The sequence below is a fragment of the Heliorestis acidaminivorans genome, assembly GCF_008933955.1.
Lineage (GTDB): Bacteria > Bacillota > Desulfitobacteriia > Heliobacteriales > Heliobacteriaceae > Heliorestis > Heliorestis acidaminivorans.
Map to the genome: position 1 here is coordinate 1 of NZ_WBXO01000012.1, position 21,135 is coordinate 21,135.

The 21,135-nt window shown below is 41.9% G+C and carries 15 protein-coding genes and 1 rRNA gene; 3 read left to right on the top strand and 13 right to left on the bottom strand.

From position 1 onward, the window contains the following. Both F9B85_RS14645 and F9B85_RS12340 read right to left on the bottom strand, forming a co-directional pair. Positions 1–82, bottom strand: a 16S ribosomal RNA gene (locus F9B85_RS14645); the annotation flags it as partial. Between the two features lie 615 nt (positions 83–697). After that, positions 698–2,251, bottom strand: a complete 1,554-nt coding sequence (locus tag F9B85_RS12340; protein ID WP_151621401.1) for a phytoene desaturase family protein — start codon at positions 2,249–2,251, stop codon at positions 698–700. A gap of 273 nt (positions 2,252–2,524) precedes the next feature. On the opposite strand from F9B85_RS12340, the gene F9B85_RS12345 reads away from it, so the two are divergent. Beyond that, complete coding sequence (locus F9B85_RS12345) at positions 2,525–3,805, top strand: DUF2157 domain-containing protein (RefSeq protein WP_151621403.1); 1,281 nt, start codon at positions 2,525–2,527, stop codon at positions 3,803–3,805. Continuing rightward, complete coding sequence (locus F9B85_RS12350; RefSeq protein ID WP_170270520.1) at positions 3,798–4,394, top strand: GDYXXLXY domain-containing protein; 597 nt, start codon at positions 3,798–3,800, stop codon at positions 4,392–4,394. Before F9B85_RS12345 ends, F9B85_RS12350 begins: the two co-directional genes overlap by 8 nt. Before the next feature lie 125 nt (positions 4,395–4,519). Here the strand turns inward: F9B85_RS12350 and F9B85_RS12355 are convergent, their stop codons facing one another. The 9 genes from F9B85_RS12355 to argC form a co-directional block, all read right to left on the bottom strand. Beyond that, positions 4,520–6,106, bottom strand: coding sequence for an exo-beta-N-acetylmuramidase NamZ domain-containing protein (locus F9B85_RS12355; RefSeq protein WP_151621407.1), 1,587 nt, complete (start codon positions 6,104–6,106; stop codon positions 4,520–4,522). A 166-nt stretch (positions 6,107–6,272) separates the two neighbouring features. Next, on the bottom strand, positions 6,273–7,484 hold the full coding sequence (locus tag F9B85_RS12360) for an argininosuccinate synthase (RefSeq protein WP_151621409.1): 1,212 nt from the start codon (positions 7,482–7,484) through the stop codon (positions 6,273–6,275). Positions 7,485–7,513: 29 nt separating this feature from the next. Continuing rightward, positions 7,514–8,482: an ornithine carbamoyltransferase gene (gene argF, locus F9B85_RS12365; protein ID WP_151621411.1), complete on the bottom strand. Its 969-nt coding sequence runs from the start codon at positions 8,480–8,482 to the stop codon at positions 7,514–7,516. Positions 8,483–8,510: 28 nt separating this feature from the next. After that, positions 8,511–11,771 carry a carbamoyl-phosphate synthase large subunit gene (gene carB, locus F9B85_RS12370; RefSeq protein ID WP_151621413.1) on the bottom strand — a complete coding sequence of 1,087 codons (3,261 nt, stop codon included), beginning with the start codon at positions 11,769–11,771 and terminating at the stop codon, positions 8,511–8,513. 14 nt (positions 11,772–11,785) lie between these two features. Next, a complete protein-coding gene (gene carA, locus F9B85_RS12375) occupies positions 11,786–12,997 on the bottom strand; it encodes a glutamine-hydrolyzing carbamoyl-phosphate synthase small subunit (protein WP_243138208.1) in 1,212 nt (403 codons plus the stop codon). A gap of 6 nt (positions 12,998–13,003) precedes the next feature. Continuing rightward, on the bottom strand, positions 13,004–14,203 hold the full coding sequence (locus F9B85_RS12380; RefSeq protein WP_151621415.1) for an aspartate aminotransferase family protein: 1,200 nt from the start codon (positions 14,201–14,203) through the stop codon (positions 13,004–13,006). Positions 14,204–14,253: 50 nt separating this feature from the next. Then, positions 14,254–15,141 carry an acetylglutamate kinase gene (gene argB, locus F9B85_RS12385; protein ID WP_151621568.1) on the bottom strand — a complete coding sequence of 296 codons (888 nt, stop codon included), beginning with the start codon at positions 15,139–15,141 and terminating at the stop codon, positions 14,254–14,256. Positions 15,142–15,163: 22 nt separating this feature from the next. Beyond that, complete coding sequence (argJ, locus tag F9B85_RS12390; RefSeq protein WP_151621417.1) at positions 15,164–16,384, bottom strand: bifunctional glutamate N-acetyltransferase/amino-acid acetyltransferase ArgJ; 1,221 nt, start codon at positions 16,382–16,384, stop codon at positions 15,164–15,166. Positions 16,385–16,466: 82 nt separating this feature from the next. Then, positions 16,467–17,522, bottom strand: a complete 1,056-nt coding sequence (gene argC / locus F9B85_RS12395) for an N-acetyl-gamma-glutamyl-phosphate reductase (protein WP_151621419.1) — start codon at positions 17,520–17,522, stop codon at positions 16,467–16,469. A 247-nt stretch (positions 17,523–17,769) separates the two neighbouring features. Between argC and F9B85_RS12400 the strand changes: the two genes are divergently transcribed. Then, positions 17,770–19,173, top strand: a complete 1,404-nt coding sequence (locus F9B85_RS12400; protein WP_151621421.1) for a hypothetical protein — start codon at positions 17,770–17,772, stop codon at positions 19,171–19,173. 86 nt (positions 19,174–19,259) lie between these two features. Here the strand turns inward: F9B85_RS12400 and F9B85_RS12405 are convergent, their stop codons facing one another. After that, a complete protein-coding gene (locus F9B85_RS12405) occupies positions 19,260–20,270 on the bottom strand; it encodes an S-layer homology domain-containing protein (RefSeq protein ID WP_151621423.1) in 1,011 nt (336 codons plus the stop codon). 88 nt (positions 20,271–20,358) lie between these two features. Further along, entirely contained in the window at positions 20,359–21,117 is a 759-nt protein-coding gene (locus F9B85_RS12410) for an N-acetylmuramoyl-L-alanine amidase (RefSeq protein WP_151621425.1), read from the bottom strand. Positions 21,118–21,135 lie beyond the last annotated feature (18 nt).

A 21,135-nucleotide genomic window follows, 5' to 3' on the forward strand; every position in this document is an offset into this window, starting at 1 on the left:
TACTTAATCGACTCCGTTCGACTTGCATGTGTTAGGCATGCCGCCAGCGTTCGTCCTGAGCCAGGATCAAACTCTCCGTAAAATGGATTTTACGGAGTTAACCGCGCCATGGATGGCAATAGCGGTTAACATCCTTTATATCCTTATATTCCGGAGCTTTGACAAGCTCTAATTGACTTAAATTGATTGGTGTCTCTGCCTTTCGGCTTCGACGTTTCGCACGCTTGACTTTTTTTACAACTGTTTGATTTTCAAGGACCGGTGCCGATTCGAATATTGTTTCGCCGGCAGGAATCATAGTTTATCAAGTTTGTTCGCTTTTGTCAATAGTTTTTCGAGCTTTTTCTACTTTGCTGTAGAAATTCTGTGAAAAGATTGCCTTTGTTGCTATCTGTAGCTTTATTTGGCGAATCTTGTTTGCTCTGAAGCGACAACAAAATTGATTATGCCACATAAGTTATATAAAAGCAAGTGTTATATGTTGGTAAATTAGGATTTGGGCGCTGTTCTTGAAAAGGGTCTCTGTTTTGCCAATTTATTTCCAGAGTTAAATCGAAGAAGTTAACACAAAGTATAGGGGACTAAAAAAAACCACCTGCCTTGCTTGTTCTAACAGCAAGTGTAGGGAGGTTAAATATAAAGGGCTCTCCTTTGCACCATTTTGCAAAGAGAGCCCCTTACTTAATATAAGAAATTTCTAGGTTTCGGCAAGAACTGTTGACGCCACTTGTGCTGGTACACCGTATTCTTTTAGGATCAGTTCACTAGCAAGTTTGCCGCAAGTCATAACTACAGGGACACCACCGCCAGGATGGACACTGGCCCCAACAAAGTAGAGGTTTTTCACAGTATTTGATGTTATACTAGGTCGGAAGTAGCCCGATTGGAGTAAAGTTGGTGCCAAGCCAAAGGCTGCTCCCTGGTGAAGATTAAATCTTTGCTTAAATGTAAGGGGTGTGTAGACTTTTTCAAAATCTATTTGATTCCGTAAATCTGTTAATCCGTTCCGCTCTAATTTATCAATTACCTTATCTCTGAAAGATTCTAACTCCTTCGACCAATCGATATCACTTGATAAGTTCGGTACTGGTACAAGTACATAAATAATATCTTTGCCTTCTGGGGCAACGGAATCATCGATTTTAGTAGGCGAATAAAGATAGATTGCTGGGTCATCTGGCAGTTTGTTTTCTTTAAAAATTTGATCTAAGGTCTCTTTATAATCTCTAGTGAAGTATATGTTATGTACGTCTAGATCTTCATAACGACGATTTGTCCCTAAATAGAGCATAAGAGCACCACAAGAGTTTGTCATACTTTCTATCTTCTGATTAGTGTATTTACCTCGATAAGGTTTATCAATTAGTTTGTTCATTGTTGTCGGGAAGTCAACATTGGAAATAACAATTGATGCGTAAAGCTCTTCTCCAGAGGTTAGGCGGACACCTTTAGCTTGACCCTTGTCAATGATAATTTCGGAAACTTCACTATTTAAGCGTAAAGTACCGCCAAATTCACCAAGAAGTTTAACCATTGCTTTACCGATAGCATTCATGCCACCTTTAGGATACCACACGCCACTAATGCCGTGTTCTACGTAGGCTATGATCGTGTAGATGGACGGAGCATCAAAAGGTGATATACCTAGGTAAATAGATTGAAAAGTTAAAGCGATACGCATCCGCTCATCTTCTATGAAACGGCTAATATCGTCGTACATATTATTAAGAGTTTTAAGTTGAGCCATGCCTACTAGTGTATCTATGTTCAAAAAGTCTTCTAATTTATTAAGTGGTTTTTCAATAAATTTATTTCTTGCGGCTAAGTAACGCCCGTGAATTTGTGAAAGATATTTAAGGTATCCTTCTACATCACTAGGGTTCAAGCGACGAATTTCATCTAATAGATCTTTCATATCGCTTGGTAGAGATAGCGTTGTACCGTCTTCAAAGTGCAATTGATATAAGGGATTTAGTCTTTGCAATTCTAGATAGTCTTCTATGTTCTTACCTAGGTCTGAAAAGAATTGACGAAAGACATCGTCCATCATCATAATTGTTGGACCTATATCAATGGTATAACCATTTTCTTCTATGGCTCCGATACGACCACCTGGATTGCCTTCTTTTTCAAGAACAGTCACATCCCAACCCTGGTGAGCTAATCGAACAGCCGCACTAAGACCGCCGGCGCCAGCTCCTACAATAATGGCTGTACGAGCTGATTCATTCGTATTATTACTTTTGACCATACTTTTCTCTCCTATCTGTAAATAGTTACTTATGAGTAACTATTACTATTGATTTTATCAGTGCTTATAGCATCTAACAAGAGTAGCTTAGAAAAAAAATTCTCTCTATAATATGAGAGAAAGCATTTTTACTAGATACGCTTGGGTGTAAAATTACAATTAAAACCACACTAAAAGTGTATCTTTTTCTTCAGTACTTGACGTGAGTGCTTGAAATGAGTAAAGAGACTAAAAAGAATTGAACGGAAATCAGGTATAACGGAGGAAACTGCCATGTTGCAGTCTCAGCAAAGCTGGCTACTGAGAGAAATTGAACAGTGGCATGCGGAAGGTCTTATCTCGGAATCTCAAAAGTCCACATTAGTTAAACGTTACGAAACTTCTCCTGGTAACTCTTATTCTATTATTTTGATGCTCGCAGGACTACTTGTGGGACTGGGCATCATCTTGTTAATTGCTTCTAACTGGGAGGAATTATCCCGCTCTTTACGCATCTTTATGATACTTTCTTTTACCGTCGCTTGTTATAGCCTTGGTTATTACCTCACCTACGGTCGGCGCAACTATCCTAAAACCGGTATTGCTTTTATTTTCCTAGGTCTCTTATCTTATGGTGCTGGTATCTGGCTTATTGGACAAATGTTTCATCTCTCTGCTTACGATGCTACAGGATTGGGCCTTTGGTTTCTAGGAGCTATTGTCATGGCTCATCTCACTAAACATAGTCTTTTCTTTCTCTTCGCTTTGCTTCTATTAACTTGGGCAAACCTATCCGACTTAGCCATTAGAGAAGTTTCTCTTGTTACAGGTTCGTGGTATTATCTTCATCTCTTGCTGTGGCTATTTCCTTATCTCTACAAACATAACAATTCCCTGCACCGTACTGCCCTTGCCATCAGCTTTTTGGTAGTCTTTACTGGTCAACTGCTTACATATGGCCATTCTCTCTTCTGGCTCACTATATTGCCTCTGGGAGCATTATTGTTAGATCGTAAGTGGTCACATTGGCCTTTTCTCCAAGGATCTTCTTTTTTCAGCCCCCTTCTATTGCTCTGGCCTCTTTTTTTCATTCAACTTATCCTTATTTCGGGAGTCAATCTAATTCTTCCTTCTTCTGCATTTACTTTAATTGTATGGCTTATTTTAGCCTTTGCGGTGCTTTATAGCGGCTTTTATAACGAAATGCGCTGGGAGTCACTTGCCTTTCTTGCTCTTTCTTCGCCTCTTGTATTTTTTATTACCTCACCGTTTATGGTCTTTTCCTATGATCTAGCTAACTATGTCGATATTTTTACTATTCTACTTTTGTTTCTTGGTAGTATCTTGCTTATTCAAAGTGGTAGTGAAGGTCAGCAGGAGCTTTACATTAACTCTGGTACGTTATTCTTCTTAGGCTGTGTCATTTATGCCTACGGTAAATTTGCTTGGGGTCTTTTTGACAAGTCTCTCTTTTTCATTGGCGGCGGCCTGATCCTTTTTGCAGTCGGATACTATATGGAGAAAAAAAGAAGGATTCTTGTAGAGGAAGTCCGAGGGGGTGCTCATGGTGAGTAAGTTTCATCAAGGTGCCTTAAAATTTGGAGGTGCTGTCTTCTTACAAGTTCTCATCTTGTTGACTTTGGCTTGGACTCCTTTCATGGTTGAATATAAAGGGGAGGAAGTTTTCATAGAAACTGTGCCTGTCGATCCACGGCATATCTTTATGGGCGATTATGTAGATCTTCGCTACACTATCTCTGAATTGGATTTACTTAATATCGATCACGATCTAGATAACTGGACTGGCGAGCATTATGGTGGCTCTTTCCCGGTCTATGTAGTAGTCGCAAAAAAAGGTATAGCTCATGAAGCTATTGGCGTCTATCGTGAAAAACCTGTTATTGCGCCTGAGCAAGTTTTATTGCGAGGAAAAATATCTTCTTTTACTTACATACCTCAATGGATCGTTGACGAGGAAAAAGAGATGAATATTCAACCAATACATCGAATTGGCATTGATTACGGTTTGGAGCACTTTTATGTGCCAGAAGGTACAGGCATTTATTATGAAGACTTGATTCGTAATAATCAGCAAGTCTACGGTATAGCAAAAGTCTATCAAGGTCGCTCTGTTCTCGTTGATCTCTATGTGAAAAAAGAATAAGCTTGATCTAGCTCAATAAGTCTATATGGAAAAAAGAGCCTTTAAAAATGAACAATCTCATTTTTAAAGGCTCTTTTTGATTTACCTTACATTCTGAAGCATTTAGAATGCTCTTTCTAATGAAACTATTCTAAATCAATTAGAACGGTTCTGGTCGCTTCAATCCACTCCACAGTTGCTCCCATTGATTCGGCTACGTAACGGGTAGGAACCATAGTTCGGTCATATCGTATGACGGGATGTGTATCATAAACCATCCGCTGACCATTCACATAGGCAATTTGACTACCAATAGTAAATTGACTCATTTTATTGTCTTTGGTAATAGTTATCCCTTGGCTAGGGCCATGCCAATTTACTTGAGCTCCTAAGGCTTCTACAATAAAGCGTAAAGGTACCATGAGTCGATTGTTTTCGTCAATATATGGATCTACATCAAAGGCAATTTCTTCATCATTGACAAAAACGCTAATGCCTTTATATTCAGGGGCTTGGTAACCAGGTGCATAGCCATAGATAAGGTAATTCAGTCGTTCTGCTTTGAAACGCTCTAAAGCCGGTGCATACCGTGCTTGTATTTCTTGAGGCGATAGCTTTTGCTCTAGGTACTGTCCCATCTTGTTCGTACCCATGACTTTATCGAACATAATAATGTTGTTGTTGGTGCTCTTAGGAACTTTGAAGTCGCCAATCTGATAGGCATAGGCTAAGGCGTATATTCCACTAAGGGCTGGATTAAATTGGTGATAGTCTGTAATTTTTAAGCGTACACCACCAACTATACCGTTGTGCATAGATTCTGGGATAAAGGTAACGCCAGGCAAACCGGCGCTGTTGAGCAGGTTTGCAAAGCGCTGGGCGTCAATTCCTCTTCCACCTATCCATTTAAAAGTATCGTTCATATAGATTCCTGTTCCATCACCAAGTCCAGTAGCCATGTAGCCAAAAACGGAGTCGATATCGGGAATGTTCGGTGATGTTCGTACCCAAGTTAAGCCTGTATCTTGGAAAATCATGTTGCGATTGTATCCTTCCATGGCGACGATAGTAAGATCGGCATTGATTTTTCTATTGAAAAACAAAGCGATTTCACCCATTGTCATGCCATGAGCTTTAGGTAGGTTATCAATACCTATGAACGATTTGTATAAGTCTTCTTCCAGCATAGGCCCTTCGACAATGATCCCTCCCACGGGATTAGGACGGTCTAGAACTAGAATTGGTTTGCCGTATCTTTCGGCCGCTACCATGACATTATGTAATGTAGATATGTATGTATAGGTTCTTGCTCCAATATCTTGTATGTCGAAAAGTAATATATCGACGTTCTCTAGCATGTCTCGGGTCGGCATCCGTGTACTTCCATAAAGACTGTAAACGGGGATATTCCATGTTGGATGATTATATGATTTTACATATTCACCAGCTTTGGCTAGGCCATCAATGCCATGTTCGGGACCATAGAGAGCAACTAAGTGAACCAATTCTTCTCCCATCAAGCGGTTAATTGTACTTTCCCCTCGACTGTTCACGCCACTTTGATTAGTTACTAGTCCAACTTTTTTACCTTCTATTAGATGGCGATACTTGTCCATTAATACTTCATTACCTAGCCTAAACTGTGTCGCTTCGCTAGACTTTAATCCGTATAGGCTATGAATTGGTAGTAATAACAAAGCTACGAGTAACAAAGATAGCCATCGTCGCCTCATTCAACTTCCTCCTTTTTCAACAAAAAAATATTTCCTAACTATATATATAATTCGTTAAGTTTTAAGGTTTTCTAGACAAAAAACCCACCTTTACGGGTGGGTTTAAAAAATGGAACTGCTAGAGTAGTTTTGTTACTTTGTTGTTATTAGATTAAGCTTGCTTTTCTTATGGACGAAGGCCTGCCTTTTTCTCCATCATAGCACGAACTTTTAAAGGTAGTCCGAAGAGGTTGATGAAGCCTTCAGCGTCTTTCTGGTTATATACTTCGTCGCGACCAAAAGTAGATAGTTCTTCGTCATAGAGTGAATAAGGAGATTTAGCACCAGCAGGCGTGCAATTTCCTTTGTAGAGCTTCATGCGTACTTTTCCTGTTACTGTTTCTTGTGTTTTCTCTACAAAAGCGTCTAAAGCTTCACGCAGTGGGTGATACCATACACCATCGTAAACTAGTTCTGCATAGCGAAGAGCAATAATTTCTTTGTAGTGCATCGTTGCTCTGTCTAAGCAAAGAAATTCAAGCTCACGATGAGCATTATAAAGAACCGTTCCACCTGGTGTTTCATATACACCACGGGACTTCATACCGACTAGTCTGTTTTCAGCAATATCAACAATACCAACACCGTGAGTAGCAGCAAGATCATTTAGCTTTTCCATCAAAGCAACAGGACCAAGAGTTTCTCCGTTTACTTTTACGGGAATGCCTTTTTCAAAGTCAATTTCTACATATTCAGGTTGATCAGGTGCTTTTTCTGGTGGTACACAAATCATGTAGAGGTCATTTTTAGGTTCGTTCCAAGGGTCTTCTAGATCTCCACCTTCATGGCTTAAGTGCCATAAGTTGCGGTCCATAGAGTAAGGACGTTTTTTGGTAACTGGTACGGGAATGTTGCGCGCTTTGGCGTAGTCAATTGCATCTTCACGAGAACGAATATCCCATTCACGCCAAGGAGCAATGATTTTCAAGTCAGGGGCTAAGGCTTTGACAGTTAATTCAAAACGAACCTGATCGTTACCTTTACCGGTAGCACCGTGAGCAATTGCTTCTGCTCCTTCTTGTCGAGCTATTTCAACAAGTCTTTTGGCAATTAAGGGCCGAGCAAAAGAAGTTCCTAGGAGGTATTTTTTCTCGTAGACTGCTCCAGCTTTGAGAGTTGGCCAGATAAAGTCGGTAATAAATTCTGCCTTTACATCTTCTATGAAGATTTTGCTAGCACCACTTTGAATAGCTTTTTCGTTTAGGGGCTCTAATTCTTCTCCTTGTCCTAAGTCAGCGGCCATAGCAATAACTTCATAACCATAGTTTTCTTTGAGCCAAGGAATAATGATGGAGGTGTCTAAGCCTCCAGAGTATGCTAGTACTACTTTTTTCGACACGAAAGCAGGCTCCTTTCAGTTGCTTCGATTCACATGGTTGCGGCCATAATGGCTTTTTGGGCGTGTAGACGATTCTCGGCTTGATCAAAGACTGCCGATTGAGGACCTTCGATTACTTCATGAGTAATTTCTTCTCCACGATGGGCTGGTAGGCAATGTAATACTATAGCATCTTTTTGGGCTACTTTTAATAGTTCTTCGTTAATTTGGTAGCCTTGGAAAGCTTTGATCCTTTTTTGTGCTTCTTCTTCCTGCCCCATAGAGGCCCAGACGTCCGTGTAAAGTATGTCGGCATTACGGGAAGCTTCTAAAGGATCTTTGATCAATGTAATAGAACCACCGTTTTGCTTAGCATCTTCTGAAGCAAGACGATAAATTTCTTCTGATGGTTCATAGCCTTCCGGTGTGCAGATAACTACATCCATCCCTGTAATAGCTCCACCAAACATTATCTCGTGAGCCATGTTGTTGCCATCACCAATATAGGTGATTTTTAGGCCTTCTGTACGACCTTTGTATTCTACGATAGTTAATAGGTCAGCTAGAACTTGGCAAGGGTGTAGTAGATCTGTTAATCCATTAATGACGGGAATATCTGCATACTTAGCTAGCTCCACTACGTCTTGGTGAGCAAAGGTACGAATCATGATCCCATCAACATAACGTGATAGTACGCGGGCTGTATCGCTAATCGGTTCGCCTCGTCCGATCTGAATATCTTGTCCGCTAAGAAAGAGTGCATGTCCGCCAAGTTGGTACATGCCTACTTCAAAAGAGACACGAGTTCTAGTCGATGACTTGGTGAAAATCATACCTAAAGTCTTACCTTCTAACAAAGGGTGGGGCTTTCCTGCTTTTTGTAAGCCTTTAAGCTCCTGTGCTAGCTTAAGTAATCCTTCTATTTCTTGTCGACTAAAATCATGCAAGGAGAGAAAGTCTCGTCCTCGCAGATTTTCATCGATGGTCACTGGCAATGTTTCTTTGTGGGCTCCCTTCATGGTAGAGCCTCCTCTCAGGTCCTATCTCTTAGCTTTTTGGTCGACCTTGGCTTTTGTTATATTTCTCATGCCATAAGGCGGAGTTGGCACTCTGGAATGTTGCCATAGAGAGATGTTGTGGTCCTTCTCCTTCTTTTAACATTCTGATCGTGTCAAGCAAAGCGCCTGCTGTATCTAGAGAAGTTAAGCAAGGTACACGGTATTCTGAAGCTTGTCGACGGATTCGGAAGCCAGGCCGGCCAGCTACTTTACCGCGTGTTGGTGTGTTAATGATTAAAGAAATTGCACCGTCTTTTATCTGATCTAAGAGGGGTTGAATAGCATAACCGGCTATGTCAACAGCTGTCACAGCCAAACCTGCATTGCGTAAAGCTTGCGCTGTCTGGGTTGTTGCCATAATTGTAAAACCAAGATCGGCATAAGCTCGAGCTAGGTAAACTGCCTCTTCTTTGTCCTTTTCTGCTACTGAGATGAGCAACGTCCCACCAGTTGGGATCTTCATGCCCATGCCGATCATTGCTTTATAAAGGGCTGAAGAGAGCTGGAAGTCTACGCCCATAACTTCACCAGTTGATTTCATTTCTGGTCCTAGTGAGATGTCCACGTCGGTAAGTTTTTCAAAAGAAAAGACAGGTGCTTTAACAATTTTATAGGATGTTTCCGGCCAAAGACCAGGCTCATAGCCTAATGCTTTCAGGCTTTTGCCTAACATAACTTCAATAGCCACTTTAACCATAGGAACGCCTGTTACTTTAGATAAGATAGGAACGGTTCTTGAAGCTCTCGGGTTTACTTCTAAGACATAGACTTTACCTTTATCTACCACATATTGAATGTTCAGCAAGCCTACCACACCGAGGGCTTTGGCTATGCGCATTGTATAGTCCACAATTGTATCTGTCTCAGTTTGTGTTAATGATTTGTGCGGATAGACTGCCATAGAGTCACCGGAGTGTACACCAGCCCGCTCAATATGCTCCATAATACCAGGAATAAGAGTGTCTTGACCATCGCTGATGGCATCAACTTCTACTTCTTTACCTCTGATGTATTTATCAATCAAGATAGGATGCTTAGGGCTGATGCGGACGGCATTCTCCATGTAAGATTCTAAGTCAGCTAGGTTTTCAACAACTTCCATGGCTCGACCGCCGATTACATAACTTGGACGAACAAGGACAGGGAAACCTAGTTCTTCGGCAATTTTCTTAGCTTCCTCTGCTTTTGTTGCTGTTCTACCTTCTGATTGTGGAATCTGTAAGCTCTTGAGTAAGCTTTCGAATTTCTTACGATCTTCTGCTCTATCGATTCCATCTAAGGATGTTCCTAGAATTTTAACGCCATGTTCATCTAGGCCAGCGGCTAAGTTAATGGCTGTCTGTCCACCGAATTGTACAACTACACCCCTAGGTTTTTCTTTATCTACAATGTTTAACACATCTTCAAGTGCCAGCGGCTCAAAGAAAAGTTTGTCAGCCGTATCAAAGTCTGTAGATACTGTTTCGGGATTGTTGTTGATAATGATTGATTCTATACCTTCTTCTTTCAAGGCCCATGCGGCGTGCACAGAGCAATAGTCAAACTCAATGCCTTGTCCAATGCGGATCGGACCTGAACCAAGTACGATTACTTTATCGCCTTCAGTTTGCTTCACTTCGTCTTCTGCTTCATAAGTGGAGTAGTAATAAGGCGTTAAGGCTTCAAACTCTGCGGCACAAGTGTCGACAATTTTATAAACTGGGGTGATATCGTAGGCTTTACGTAAGTCACGAACTTTTTGAGTTGATTGTTCTGCTATTTTGGCAATTTGGTAGTCTGAGAAACCTAGCACTTTAGCTTTTCTCAAGCTCTCAGCAGAGATAGGCCATTGTTCTAGCTCTTTCTCCATATCGATGAGACCTTTGATTTTTACTAGAAACCAAGGATCGATCTGAGAGTTCTGATGTATTTCGCGAACTGTCCAATCGCGGCGGAAAGCTTCAGCGATAGCAAAGAGACGTTCATCGTCAGCGTGGGTAATCTTGTCTTCTAATTCCATCTCTGTCCAAGTAGCGGCACCAGGATAACGAAGACCGTAGACGCCGATTTCTAAGGAGCGCACTGCTTTTTGCAAAGCTCCTTCAAAAGTTCGGTCAATAGACATTACTTCGCCTGTAGCTTTCATCTGTGTAGTCAAGCGACGATCAGCCGTAACAAACTTGTCAAAAGGCCATCTAGGAATCTTGAATACTACGTAGTCAAGGGCAGGCTCAAAACAAGCTGTTGTTTTGCCTGTTACAGGGTTTTTGATTTCGTCAAGTGACAAACCCAAAGCAATCTTGGCGGCCATTTTGGCAATGGGGTAACCTGTTGCCTTAGAGGCAAGAGCTGAAGAGCGGCTGACGCGAGGGTTTACTTCAATGACTATATAATCGTTGCTATGAGGGTTAAGAGCATACTGAACGTTACAACCGCCTTCTACTTTTAGTGCTCGTATAATTTTCAAAGAGGCAGTTCGTAACATTTGATATTCTTTGTCTGTTAAGGTTTGAGACGGCGCTACAACGATAGAGTCACCAGTATGAACGCCTACAGGATCGAAGTTTTCCATGTTACAGATGGTGATACAGTTATCAGCACTGTCACGCATCACTTCATACTCAATCTCTTTCCAACCAGCTACGCTTTGTTCGAGTAAGACTTGACCAATCATGGATTTTTTTAAGCCCATATCGCAGATGGTACGTAATTCTGTTTCGTTATGAGCAATACCACCACCAGTTCCACCTAAGGTATAGGCAGGACGAATGATGAGTGGATAGCCAGTCTTATTGGCAAAAGCTACTGCTTGATCGATAGTCGATACAATGTCAGAGAGGGGAATTGGTTCTCCTATTTCTAACATCGTTTTCTTGAAAAGCTCTCTATCTTCAGCTTTTTTGATCGTTTCTAGGTTTGTGCCGAGCAAACGTACATTATACTTTTCCAGTACACCAGCTTCTGCTAAAGCCACAGCTAAGTTTAGCCCCGTTTGCCCTCCTAAGGTCGGTAAAAGTCCATCGGGACGTTCCTGAGCAATAATTTTTGTTAAGGTGGGAACGTCTAGAGGTTCTATATAAACATGATCGGCAATGTTTGCATCAGTCATGATTGTAGCCGGGTTTGAGTTGACAAGAACTACTTCTAGTCCTTCTTCTTTTAAGGACTTGCAAGCTTGTGTCCCCGCATAATCAAACTCGGCGGCTTGACCAATTATAATAGGTCCTGACCCAATCACAAGGACCTTATGTAAATCTTGAGCTTTTGGCAAGGTCAGCACCTCCTCTATTTCGTTCCTGTCTGCATATGCTCGATAAATTCATCAAAAAGATAGGCTGTATCTTCTGGTCCTGGCGCGGCTTCTGGATGAAACTGCACTGAGTAGACAGGAAGGGTTCGGTGACGTAGTCCTTCTACAGTGCCATCGTTAGCATTGCGGTGACTTATTGCTACATCTGCTGGTAAGGAATCTTCTATGATAGTATATCCGTGATTTTGCGAAGTGATATAAACACGACCTGTACGCAAATCTTGAACGGGATGGTTGCCACCACGATGGCCGAACTTCATTTTATAGGTATCACCGCCAAAAGCAAGGGAGATAAGTTGGTGTCCTAAGCAAATACCAAAAACAGGTATGGCACTTTCAGGTTTTAGAAATTCCTGTATCGCCTGCACAGTAGCCTTGGCATCTTTGGGGTTACCTGGTCCATTGCTTAGAAAAATACCTTGTGGTTTTGCCGCTCTTATTTCTTCCGCTGTAGTGTGAGCTGGGAAGACCGTTAGGTGCAAGTCTAATGCTTTTAGCATTCGTAAAATGTTTTCTTTGATTCCTAAATCAATTACAGCAACTCGAAAGCTTTCGCCAGGTATGACATAAGATTGTGGCGTTGTTACTGTTTCAATCAGATGTGGTCCTGCTACTTGATGTTGCTGAAGTTTAGCGAGCTGTTCTTGCCACTTTTGATAAGATTCTACAGGAAGGCTTGCTTTCATTTCCTCGAGAGTCATCAATGCACCTAAAGGTTTAGTTGCAATAGCCTCTCCTTCCCAGCAAGGTTCTTGTTTACTGCCTACTAAAATAGCGCCCCGTAATGTGCCTGCTATGCGAATACGACGAGTTAAGGCTCTGGTATCGACACCCTCAATCCCTGGAATGCCATGCTGTGCCAAGTAATGCTCAATTGTTTTTTCTGAACGATAGTGCGAAGGTCTAGCACAAGCTTCACGAACCACAAAGCCACGAACTTGAGGTTTTACTGATTCCGCATCTTTGGCATTAACTCCATAGTTCCCGATCAAGGGATAGGTCATTGTTACGATCTGCCCGCAATAAGAAGGGTCTGTTAAGATTTCTTGATACCCTATCATGGCTGTGTTGAATACGACTTCTCCAACCATATCACCTTGGTAACCAAATGAACGGCCCTTAAAGATAGTGCCATCTTCAAGCAATAGATAAGCATTCTTGTGATTTTTTTGCATTTCTTTACTCATATTTTTTCACCCATTCCCTTGGGCCATGAATGCTGTATCAAGAATTGTTATGGCTTGATCAATATCATGGCGATTTATAGTTAGAGGAGGCAAGAAGCGCAATACTTTGCCAGCTGTGCAATTGATAATCAAGCCTTTTTCTAGACAGGAAGAAACAATAGCTGTTCCTTCTCGGTCAAGTTGACAAGCTACCATAAGTCCCAGTCCACGAACTTCTACGATTGAACTGTGCTTTTGAGCCATTTTATTTAACTGTTCTTGTAGATAAGATCCCATTTCTTGTACACGACTTAAGAAGCCTTCTTCTAGCATAACTTCCATAACAGCCAGTCCCGCAGAAGTTACTAAAGGGTTGCCGCCAAAGGTAGAAGCATGATCTCCTGGAGAAAAAGCGGAAGCTACTTCATCTGTAGCCGCCATAGCTCCAATTGGTACACCACCACCAAGTGCTTTTGCCAAAGTCATGATATTAGGTTGAAGGCCATAATGGTCATAAGCAAAAAGTTTTCCTGTCCGTCCCATACCGCTTTGAACTTCATCAACAATCAAAAGTAGATTGTGCTCTGCTACGATTTGGGCTAGACCTTCCCAGTAGGTTTTGTCAGCAATGTTTACGCCGCCTTCACCTTGTATAGGCTCTATCATGATGGCGCAAGTATGGCTATTAATCGCTTCTGCAAGAGCCTTTAAGTCACCAAAGGGTACATAGCGGAAGCCTGTAGGTAGAGGAGCAAAACCTTCTTGGTACTTCCGTTGCCCTGTTGCTGTAAGTGCGGCCAATGTTCTACCGTGAAAAGAATGTTCCATTGTGATAATTTCGTACTTTTCTTCTCCCCAAGTCTTTTTCGCATATTTGCGAGCTAATTTGATAGCGCCTTCATTAGCTTCAGCACCGGAGTTGCAGAAAAAAACTTTATCGGCAAAAGAATTATTAACGATAGCTTGGGCTAATTTGTTTTGTCCTTCAATCCAATAAAGGTTAGAGACATGAAGCAGTTCTTCTGCTTGCTTTTGAATAGCTTGCACGACTTTCGGATGGCAGTGTCCTAAAGAGTTAACTGCCAGACCAGAAAGAAAGTCCAAGTATTCTTTCCCATCACTATCCCAGAGACGAGCTCCTTGCCCACGAACGAAGGCTATAGGAAGCCGGCCATAGGTGTTCATTACATACTGCCGACCTAGTTCAACATGTTCTTGATTGGTCATCACAATGGACGCTCCCTTCATTTCTTAAACTCAAACTAGCAATAATTTTTTTATTTTACAACCATTGTTCCGATCCCTTGATCGGTAAATACTTCAAGTAAAAGTGAATGAGGTAGGCGACCATCGATAATATGGGTTGTGCCCACTCCACCTTGTAGAGCTTCTACGCAACAACGAACTTTAGGAATCATACCGCCGCTGAGGATACCTTCTTCCATCAGTGGCTCTACTTGATTAATTTGAAGCGATGAGATCAGGCTATCGGGATTGTTGCGATCTCGCAAGATGCCTTCTACATCGGTAAGCAAGACAAGTTTATCAGCTTCTAAGGCTTGGGCAATCTCACCTGCCGCTGTATCAGCATTAATATTATAAGCTTCTCCTGTTTCACCAGCGCCGATAGGTGCTATTACTGGAATATAGCCTTGATCAATTAGGCCAAAAAGTAAATCTGGTTGTATCTTCACGACATCACCGACGTAACCGATGTCGGTAGGAATGCGGTCACCTGCTTCATTCTTTACTAATTCAAAGCGCTTTTTGGCTTTAATTAAGCCACCATCTTTGCCACTGATACCTACTGCTTTGCCACCCTGGCGCTGTAATCGTGCTACGATTTCTTTATTTACTTTGCCAGCTAGCACCATTTCAACTAGTTCCATAGTAGCTTCATCGGTGACGCGTAAGCCTTGAATAAATGTTGATTCAAGGCCTACTCTTTTCAGTAGACTGTTAATCTCAGGACCGCCACCATGGACGATGACTGGATTGATGCCTACATATTTCATGAGTACTATGTCCTGAATAACCGCTTCTTTAAGATCGTCGTTAAGCATTGCGGCACCGCCGTATTTTATCACAACTGTCTTTCCGGCAAATTTCTTTATGTAAGGCAGGGCTTCTACAAGAATCCCTGCCTTTTCTAGTGCGCTATTCAAAGACTCATCTCCCATCTTCTCTTTAGGTTCGATAATCTGCATTAATTTTAACGTATTCATAAGTTAAGTCACAGCCCCAAGCTCTTGCTTCGGCCTGACCATTTTTTAGGTCTGCTGTAATGGTTACTTCTCTTTGGCTTAGTATAGATACTGCTTTTTCTTCTGAAAAGTCTAGAGCTTCACCATCTCGGGCTGTCTGAATATCACCAAGATAAATATCTACTGTAGAAGGATCGAAGTCCGCGCCAGAATAGCCAATAGCACATAAAATGCGACCCCAGTTGGCATCAGCTCCGAAGATTGCTGATTTGAAGAGGCTAGAACTGATCACGGTACGGGCCGCTTTCTGTGCGTCCTCTTCTGTTTTTGCTCCTTTAACGTGAACTCCTACGAGCTTAGTAGCCCCTTCTCCATCTCGAGCTATTGCTTTAGCTAGGTGGACGGAAAGTTCGATAAGCCCTTTTTCAAAAGCATCGTATAAAGGTCCTTCTGCTTCAATAGCTGGAGCTAAAGATGTTCCATTAGCTAAGATTAAGGCCATGTCATTAGTGGAAGTATCACCGTCAACAGAGATCATGTTATAGGAAACTTTGGTCGCTTTCTTCATGGCTTTTTCCAGTAATGGCTTACTTATCTTAGCATCAGTAGTATAAAAGGCTAGCATGGTAGCCATATTGGGATGGATCATACCAGAACCTTTAGCCATAGCACCGATCGTAATTTTTTGTTCACCTATGGATAATTCAACTTTTCCTGTTTTGGGCACAAGATCAGTCGTCATAATTGCTTCTGCCGCTTGGTAGCCTTCGTTGGACAAGGATTGGGACAGTTTCTCAATGCCAGCTACAATACGCTCCATAGGCATTTGCTGTCCTATTACACCAGTAGAAGATACAGCCACTTCTTGCGCTTTAAGGCCTAATGCTATACCTGCTTTCGTGGCCATTGTACGAGCATTTTCTAATCCTTGTTCTCCTGTACAAGCGTTAGCATTTCCTGCATTAATCACAACAGCACGCAAAGCTCCTGCGGCGATGTGCTCTCTTGTAACTGTTAGTGGAGCCGCTTGTACTTTATTAGTCGTATACACAGCGGCGGCATTACATGGTTTTTCACTATATATTAAAGCCATATCAAGACGGCCTGGCTTTTTGATCGCCGCGGCTACGCCACTTGCTTGAAAGCCTGACGGCGAGGTGACATTGCCTGTTTCTTGAAAAGTAACTGTAATGGTATCTTTCATCGCTTTTCCCGCCTTATTTATTTTTTATCCTAGACAATTCATAATTTGATCGTCTCAGCTGTTCTATCTCAAATCTAGAATATTAAGGCCAGATACCTGGTCTTTCTAAGGCTTTTGTCTCCGGTAAATCAAAAAGAATATTCATATTCTGTATAGCTTGCCCCGCAGCTCCTTTGACTAAGTTGTCTATAGCTGTCGTTACAATAACTCGGTGCGTACGAGGGTCAACAGTTAGGCCAATAAAGACATGGTTAGAACCGTAACACCACTTAGTCTGTGGCCATTGATCTTCTTCTGTTATATGAATAAAGGGTTCTTTATCGTAAAAGTCCTTATAAATCTGGCGCAGTTCTACTGCTGATATTTGAAGGTTTTCTAATAATTCTCCGTAGATAGTTGATAAAATACCTCTCGTCATAGGCATCAAATGAGGTGTAAAAGAGAGCTTTACTTTTTCTGCTTCCATACCTAGTAAAGCCGCTATTTCTTGTTCTATTTCTGGTGTATGACGGTGTGTTGCTACGCCGTATGCTTTTACGTTTTCATTCACTTCACCATATAAAGAGCCTAGCTTAGCACTTCTTCCTGCACCGGATACACCTGATTTGGCATCAATGATGATCTTTTTGGGGTTAATAACTTTAGCTTGTAAAAGGGGAGCTAGACCAAGGATAGACGCTGTAGGGTAACAACCGGGGTTGGCGACTAAGACGCTTTCGCGAATTTTATGACGATTCAATTCGGGCAGTCCATAAACCGCTTGAGATAGTAAGTCCGGTGCTTCATGCTTCGTCTTATACCAATTCTCATACGTTTGGACTTCTCTAAAACGAAAGTCTGCCCCTAAGTCAATTACTTTCTTACCTTGTCGGTAAGCCTCTTGTGCCCAGGGTACAGACAGTCCATGAGGTAGTGCTAGAAAGACTACGTCAGCCTCGTTCATAAGCGCTTCTATGTCTTGAGCTTGACAGGAAAGACCTACTTGACCTGTTAAGCTTGGGTATACTTCTTCGTATGCTTGATCAACATAACTCTGTGATGTTAGAGCTACTATTTCCACTTCAGGATGATGACTGAGAAGGCGCACTAGTTCCGCACCTGTATAACCTGTTGATCCTACAATAGCAACTTTTATCATCTTCTGTCGCCTCCTCGTTTTACTGTTAGTACAAAATACATTGGGTATAATTATACATCCCTTAGAATATTCATTCAACATTTTTCAAGCTTCTTACGCTAAATTACTTAGACTCTTTGTACCTTTATTACATAATGTCGGGAATTGCAGAAATAATAAATTCGCAGACAAAAAAATGGAGGTGAAATAGAAAGCACACTAAGCTACCGAGCATTGAAAAATCCAATAAAAGGAAGGGTTTTTACAAATGCCAGAGTTGACGATTTTACATTGGATCTATCTACTCGTTGTACTTTGGGTTGTCGGTTCCATGATTTTTCGCAGAGATGTTGTTGTTCCCTGTATTGTCGGTATATTTCTTATCGGCTGGGTCTTCGCAGAGTATCAACTAGTTGGAGCGGCACAAACTGTCTTCCGCGCTCTAGAAACAGCAGGTACAGAACTCTTTGACATCATGCTTGTCATTGCGCTTATGGTTTCTATGTTAAAAGCTTTGCAAAGTATTGGTTCTGATGTCTTAATGGTTGCTCCTGCTAAGCGTTTTATGACTAAGCCTACTGTTGCCTTTATTACATTAGCGGCAGTCATGTACATCGCAGCGACCTTCTTCTGGCCCACACCTGCCGTGGCATTAGTCGGTACTATTCTCATTCCTGTAGCCATCAGTGCTGGACTTGCACCTATGGCGGCCGCTATGGCCTTAAACTTAGCAGGTCATGGTATGGCCCTTTCCGGTGACGTTGTCTTGCAAGGTGCACCTGCTATTACAGCTAGAGCGGCTGATGTTGATGTAGCTCTCATCTTTACTACAGCATGGATGTTTGCTCTGATCACCGGTCTTATTGCTCTCACCGTAGCCTACTTTACCTTACGTAGAAGAGGCGAGCTAGAAGCTTCACCTGATGAAGCTAAGAAAAACGAGCTTCTAAAAGCTAGTGGTGAAATCAAACCTACAGGTGTATCTAAGTTTTTTGCCGCCGCTGTTCCTGCCATTTTCTTTTTGATTATCATTGTTATGATTCGTTCCAACTTAAACCCCGATCTTCCCGATATTAAAGGTGGCGGAGCTACGTCACTACTCGGTGGTACAGCCGCTTTCTTCCTCTTGGCTGTAAGCCTCGGTGGTCATGGTAGTGCGGCCTTGGAAAAAGTGGTTGGATTCTTGCGTGAAGGTTTTCTATTTTCTATCAAAATCTTCGCCGCTGTTATTCCCATTGCAGGTTTCTTCTTCTTAGGTGCTCCTGGCCTTGCTCCCGCCATTTTAGGTGAAGGTGCTCCTGGGTTTATGTTTGATCTTGGTACTGCCTTAGCCAATGTCTTGCCACTAGGTACTGTTCCTTTGGCTTTTGGTATTGTGCTAGTTGGTATCATGACAGGTCTCGACGGTTCGGGATTCTCAGGTTTGCCTCTTGTGGGTTCTCTAGCTAACGCTCTTGGCGGACCAGCAGGCGTCGATGTAGCTACTTTAGCCGCTTTAGGACAAGTTGCCGCCATTTGGACAGGTGGAGGTACTTTAACAGCCTGGGCCTTCGGTGTTGTTGCTGACGCTGGTATTGCTGGGGTAAGCCCTATTGAGTTGGTGAGGCGAAACTTCGCTTGTGTTGGTGCCGGTTTATTTGTAACAACGCTTGTAGCCATAATGATTATGTAAGAGGGCACTGTAGGCCCTCTTTTTTTGTTTAAAAAGAAGGAGAGGCAAAGTAATCCTCGCCCCTAACTTATCAAGATAGGTCTGCTTTACTTTGCCTCTTCCATCTTATATATCTTCCATTGTCCATTTTGCTTTCGCAGTGAGTAATCTATTGTTTCCGCTATAATCCCGCTTTGTTCTAAATCATTTGTTTGTAGCCTTACTTTGTAGTGGTACTTATATCTAACTTTTGCTGTAAACCTGCTTTTCTCGAAAACTCTAGCTTCTTGAGCTACAGGTTCAATCGTTAGTCTTACTTGTGATAATTCCGTTTCTTTCTTCAATTGTTCGCTTTGATAGATAGTCATCTCTCTAGCTAAACCAATGGTGTAGCCTAAGGAGGCAGTTAAGCTATAGCTTTGGCGATTTGTTTCTTCAATACCGGCATTTTCAAAGTCTATAACTACTTGCATTAGCTTTTCATCATTCGGTAAATATTCAGGGTTTTGAAGGCTCTGTAAGGCTTTAGTTAACAAGGTAGCCGCTTCTGCACGTGTAGCTTGTCGTTGAGGATGGAAAAGTCCATCTACATAACCACTAACAATCTCTGCTTGAACAGCTAAAGCAATCGGTTCTTCCATCCATGAACCTCTCGATACATCGGGAAAATATCTTTTTTGACCTGATGGTACTAGACTCTCTCCTGCCGCTCTAATGACCATAGTCACCATTTCAGCTCGATTTACTGGTCTCTGTGGTTCAAAGTTCCCACGCTCATCACCTTGCACAATTCCAGCTTCTTTAGCCGCTACTGCCTCGGCACGAAACCAATCGTTAGCTTTTACATCTGGAAAAGGTAATTCAGCAGAACCTGTAGGTAAATCAAAAGCTTTCACTAGGAGTGTTAAAAATTCTGCTCTTGTAATCATGGCATTAGGTCGAAAAGTTCCGTCGGGGTAGCCTCGTGTAATATCCATATCAACAAATTCTTGTATAGATTTTTCAGCCCAATGACCTTTATGATCTTTGATCCCTGCGTTATTTTGCGCGAGAGCTTGTCCAGGAAAAAGTAAAAAAAAGAAGAGGACGAGCCAACTCCACTTTTTGCTTATGATCATTTCGACACTCCTCGACCACTTTTACTTATATGGTAGCAGAATCGTTCCTGAAAAATCTATAGGAAATGATTGACTGTTGCTGTTGCGATCAGGGTTTTTCCATAAAAAATGTTTTTTTCTCAGGTGCCGCCTTTCCTTCTAAAAAGCGTAAAATACCTTCTGTAATGCCTAGCGCAATTTGCTTTTGATGGTTTTCAGTTTTTAAAAGAGCTTCTTCTGTTGGATTCGACAGAAAACCAATTTCTGTCATAACAGCAGGGCAATGAGATGTGCGCAATACAAAGTAGTCTTCTGCTTTGGCCTGTCTCTTATCTTTATTACCGACTCTCCTGGTTATTTCATTCTGAATATGTAGGGCTAATCTCTTGCCCTCTTCTGAACCAGGTTGATAAAAAGTTTGATGACCAGACCAGCGCGGTGATGGAAAGCTATTACAGTGAATGGCAACATAAATATCGGCTTGAGCTTCTCGCGCTTTTTCCACGCGCTTCGTAAGTTCAGCTCGTTGACTCCATCGTCCTGTAACAAGATTGTTGTCATCTTCACGGGTCATGAGGACTGTTACGCCATATTCTTCTAAGTAATTAGCTACTTTTTTGGCTACTTGCAAATTAATTTCTTTTTCTAAAGTTCCTTGGCGACCTTTAGCTCCCCCATCTTGACCACCATGACCAGCATCAATTACAACTACTTTGCCTTTTACTGAATTGCTTATGGCTTGCGCTGTCTGTCCTTCTATTCCTTTGTACCATTGATAAGCCCCAAAAGACAGCACTAGGACAACTAGTACTGTTAGGGCTATGGTAAGGAGCTTTCTCACCCTACCAATAAATAAAATAACAGACATAAGCACACCTCCTTCTCA

Excerpts from the sequence above, each read along its gene's own strand:
- F9B85_RS12340 (WP_151621401.1), bottom strand. The coding sequence starts at position 2,251 with ATGGTCAAAAGTAATAATACGAATGAATCAGCTCGTACAGCCATTATT.
- F9B85_RS12345 (WP_151621403.1), top strand. The coding sequence starts at position 2,525 with ATGTTGCAGTCTCAGCAAAGCTGGCTACTGAGAGAAATTGAACAGTGG.
- F9B85_RS12355 (WP_151621407.1), bottom strand. The coding sequence starts at position 6,106 with ATGAGGCGACGATGGCTATCTTTGTTACTCGTAGCTTTGTTATTACTA.
- argF (WP_151621411.1), bottom strand. The coding sequence starts at position 8,482 with ATGAAGGGAGCCCACAAAGAAACATTGCCAGTGACCATCGATGAAAAT.
- carA (WP_243138208.1), bottom strand. The coding sequence starts at position 12,997 with ATGAGTAAAGAAATGCAAAAAAATCACAAGAATGCTTATCTATTGCTT.
- F9B85_RS12380 (WP_151621415.1), bottom strand. The coding sequence starts at position 14,203 with ATGACCAATCAAGAACATGTTGAACTAGGTCGGCAGTATGTAATGAAC.
- argJ (WP_151621417.1), bottom strand. The coding sequence starts at position 16,384 with ATGAAAGATACCATTACAGTTACTTTTCAAGAAACAGGCAATGTCACC.
- argC (WP_151621419.1), bottom strand. The coding sequence starts at position 17,522 with ATGATAAAAGTTGCTATTGTAGGATCAACAGGTTATACAGGTGCGGAA.
- F9B85_RS12400 (WP_151621421.1), top strand. The coding sequence starts at position 17,770 with ATGCCAGAGTTGACGATTTTACATTGGATCTATCTACTCGTTGTACTT.
- F9B85_RS12405 (WP_151621423.1), bottom strand. The coding sequence starts at position 20,270 with ATGATCATAAGCAAAAAGTGGAGTTGGCTCGTCCTCTTCTTTTTTTTA.
- F9B85_RS12410 (WP_151621425.1), bottom strand. The coding sequence starts at position 21,117 with ATGTCTGTTATTTTATTTATTGGTAGGGTGAGAAAGCTCCTTACCATA.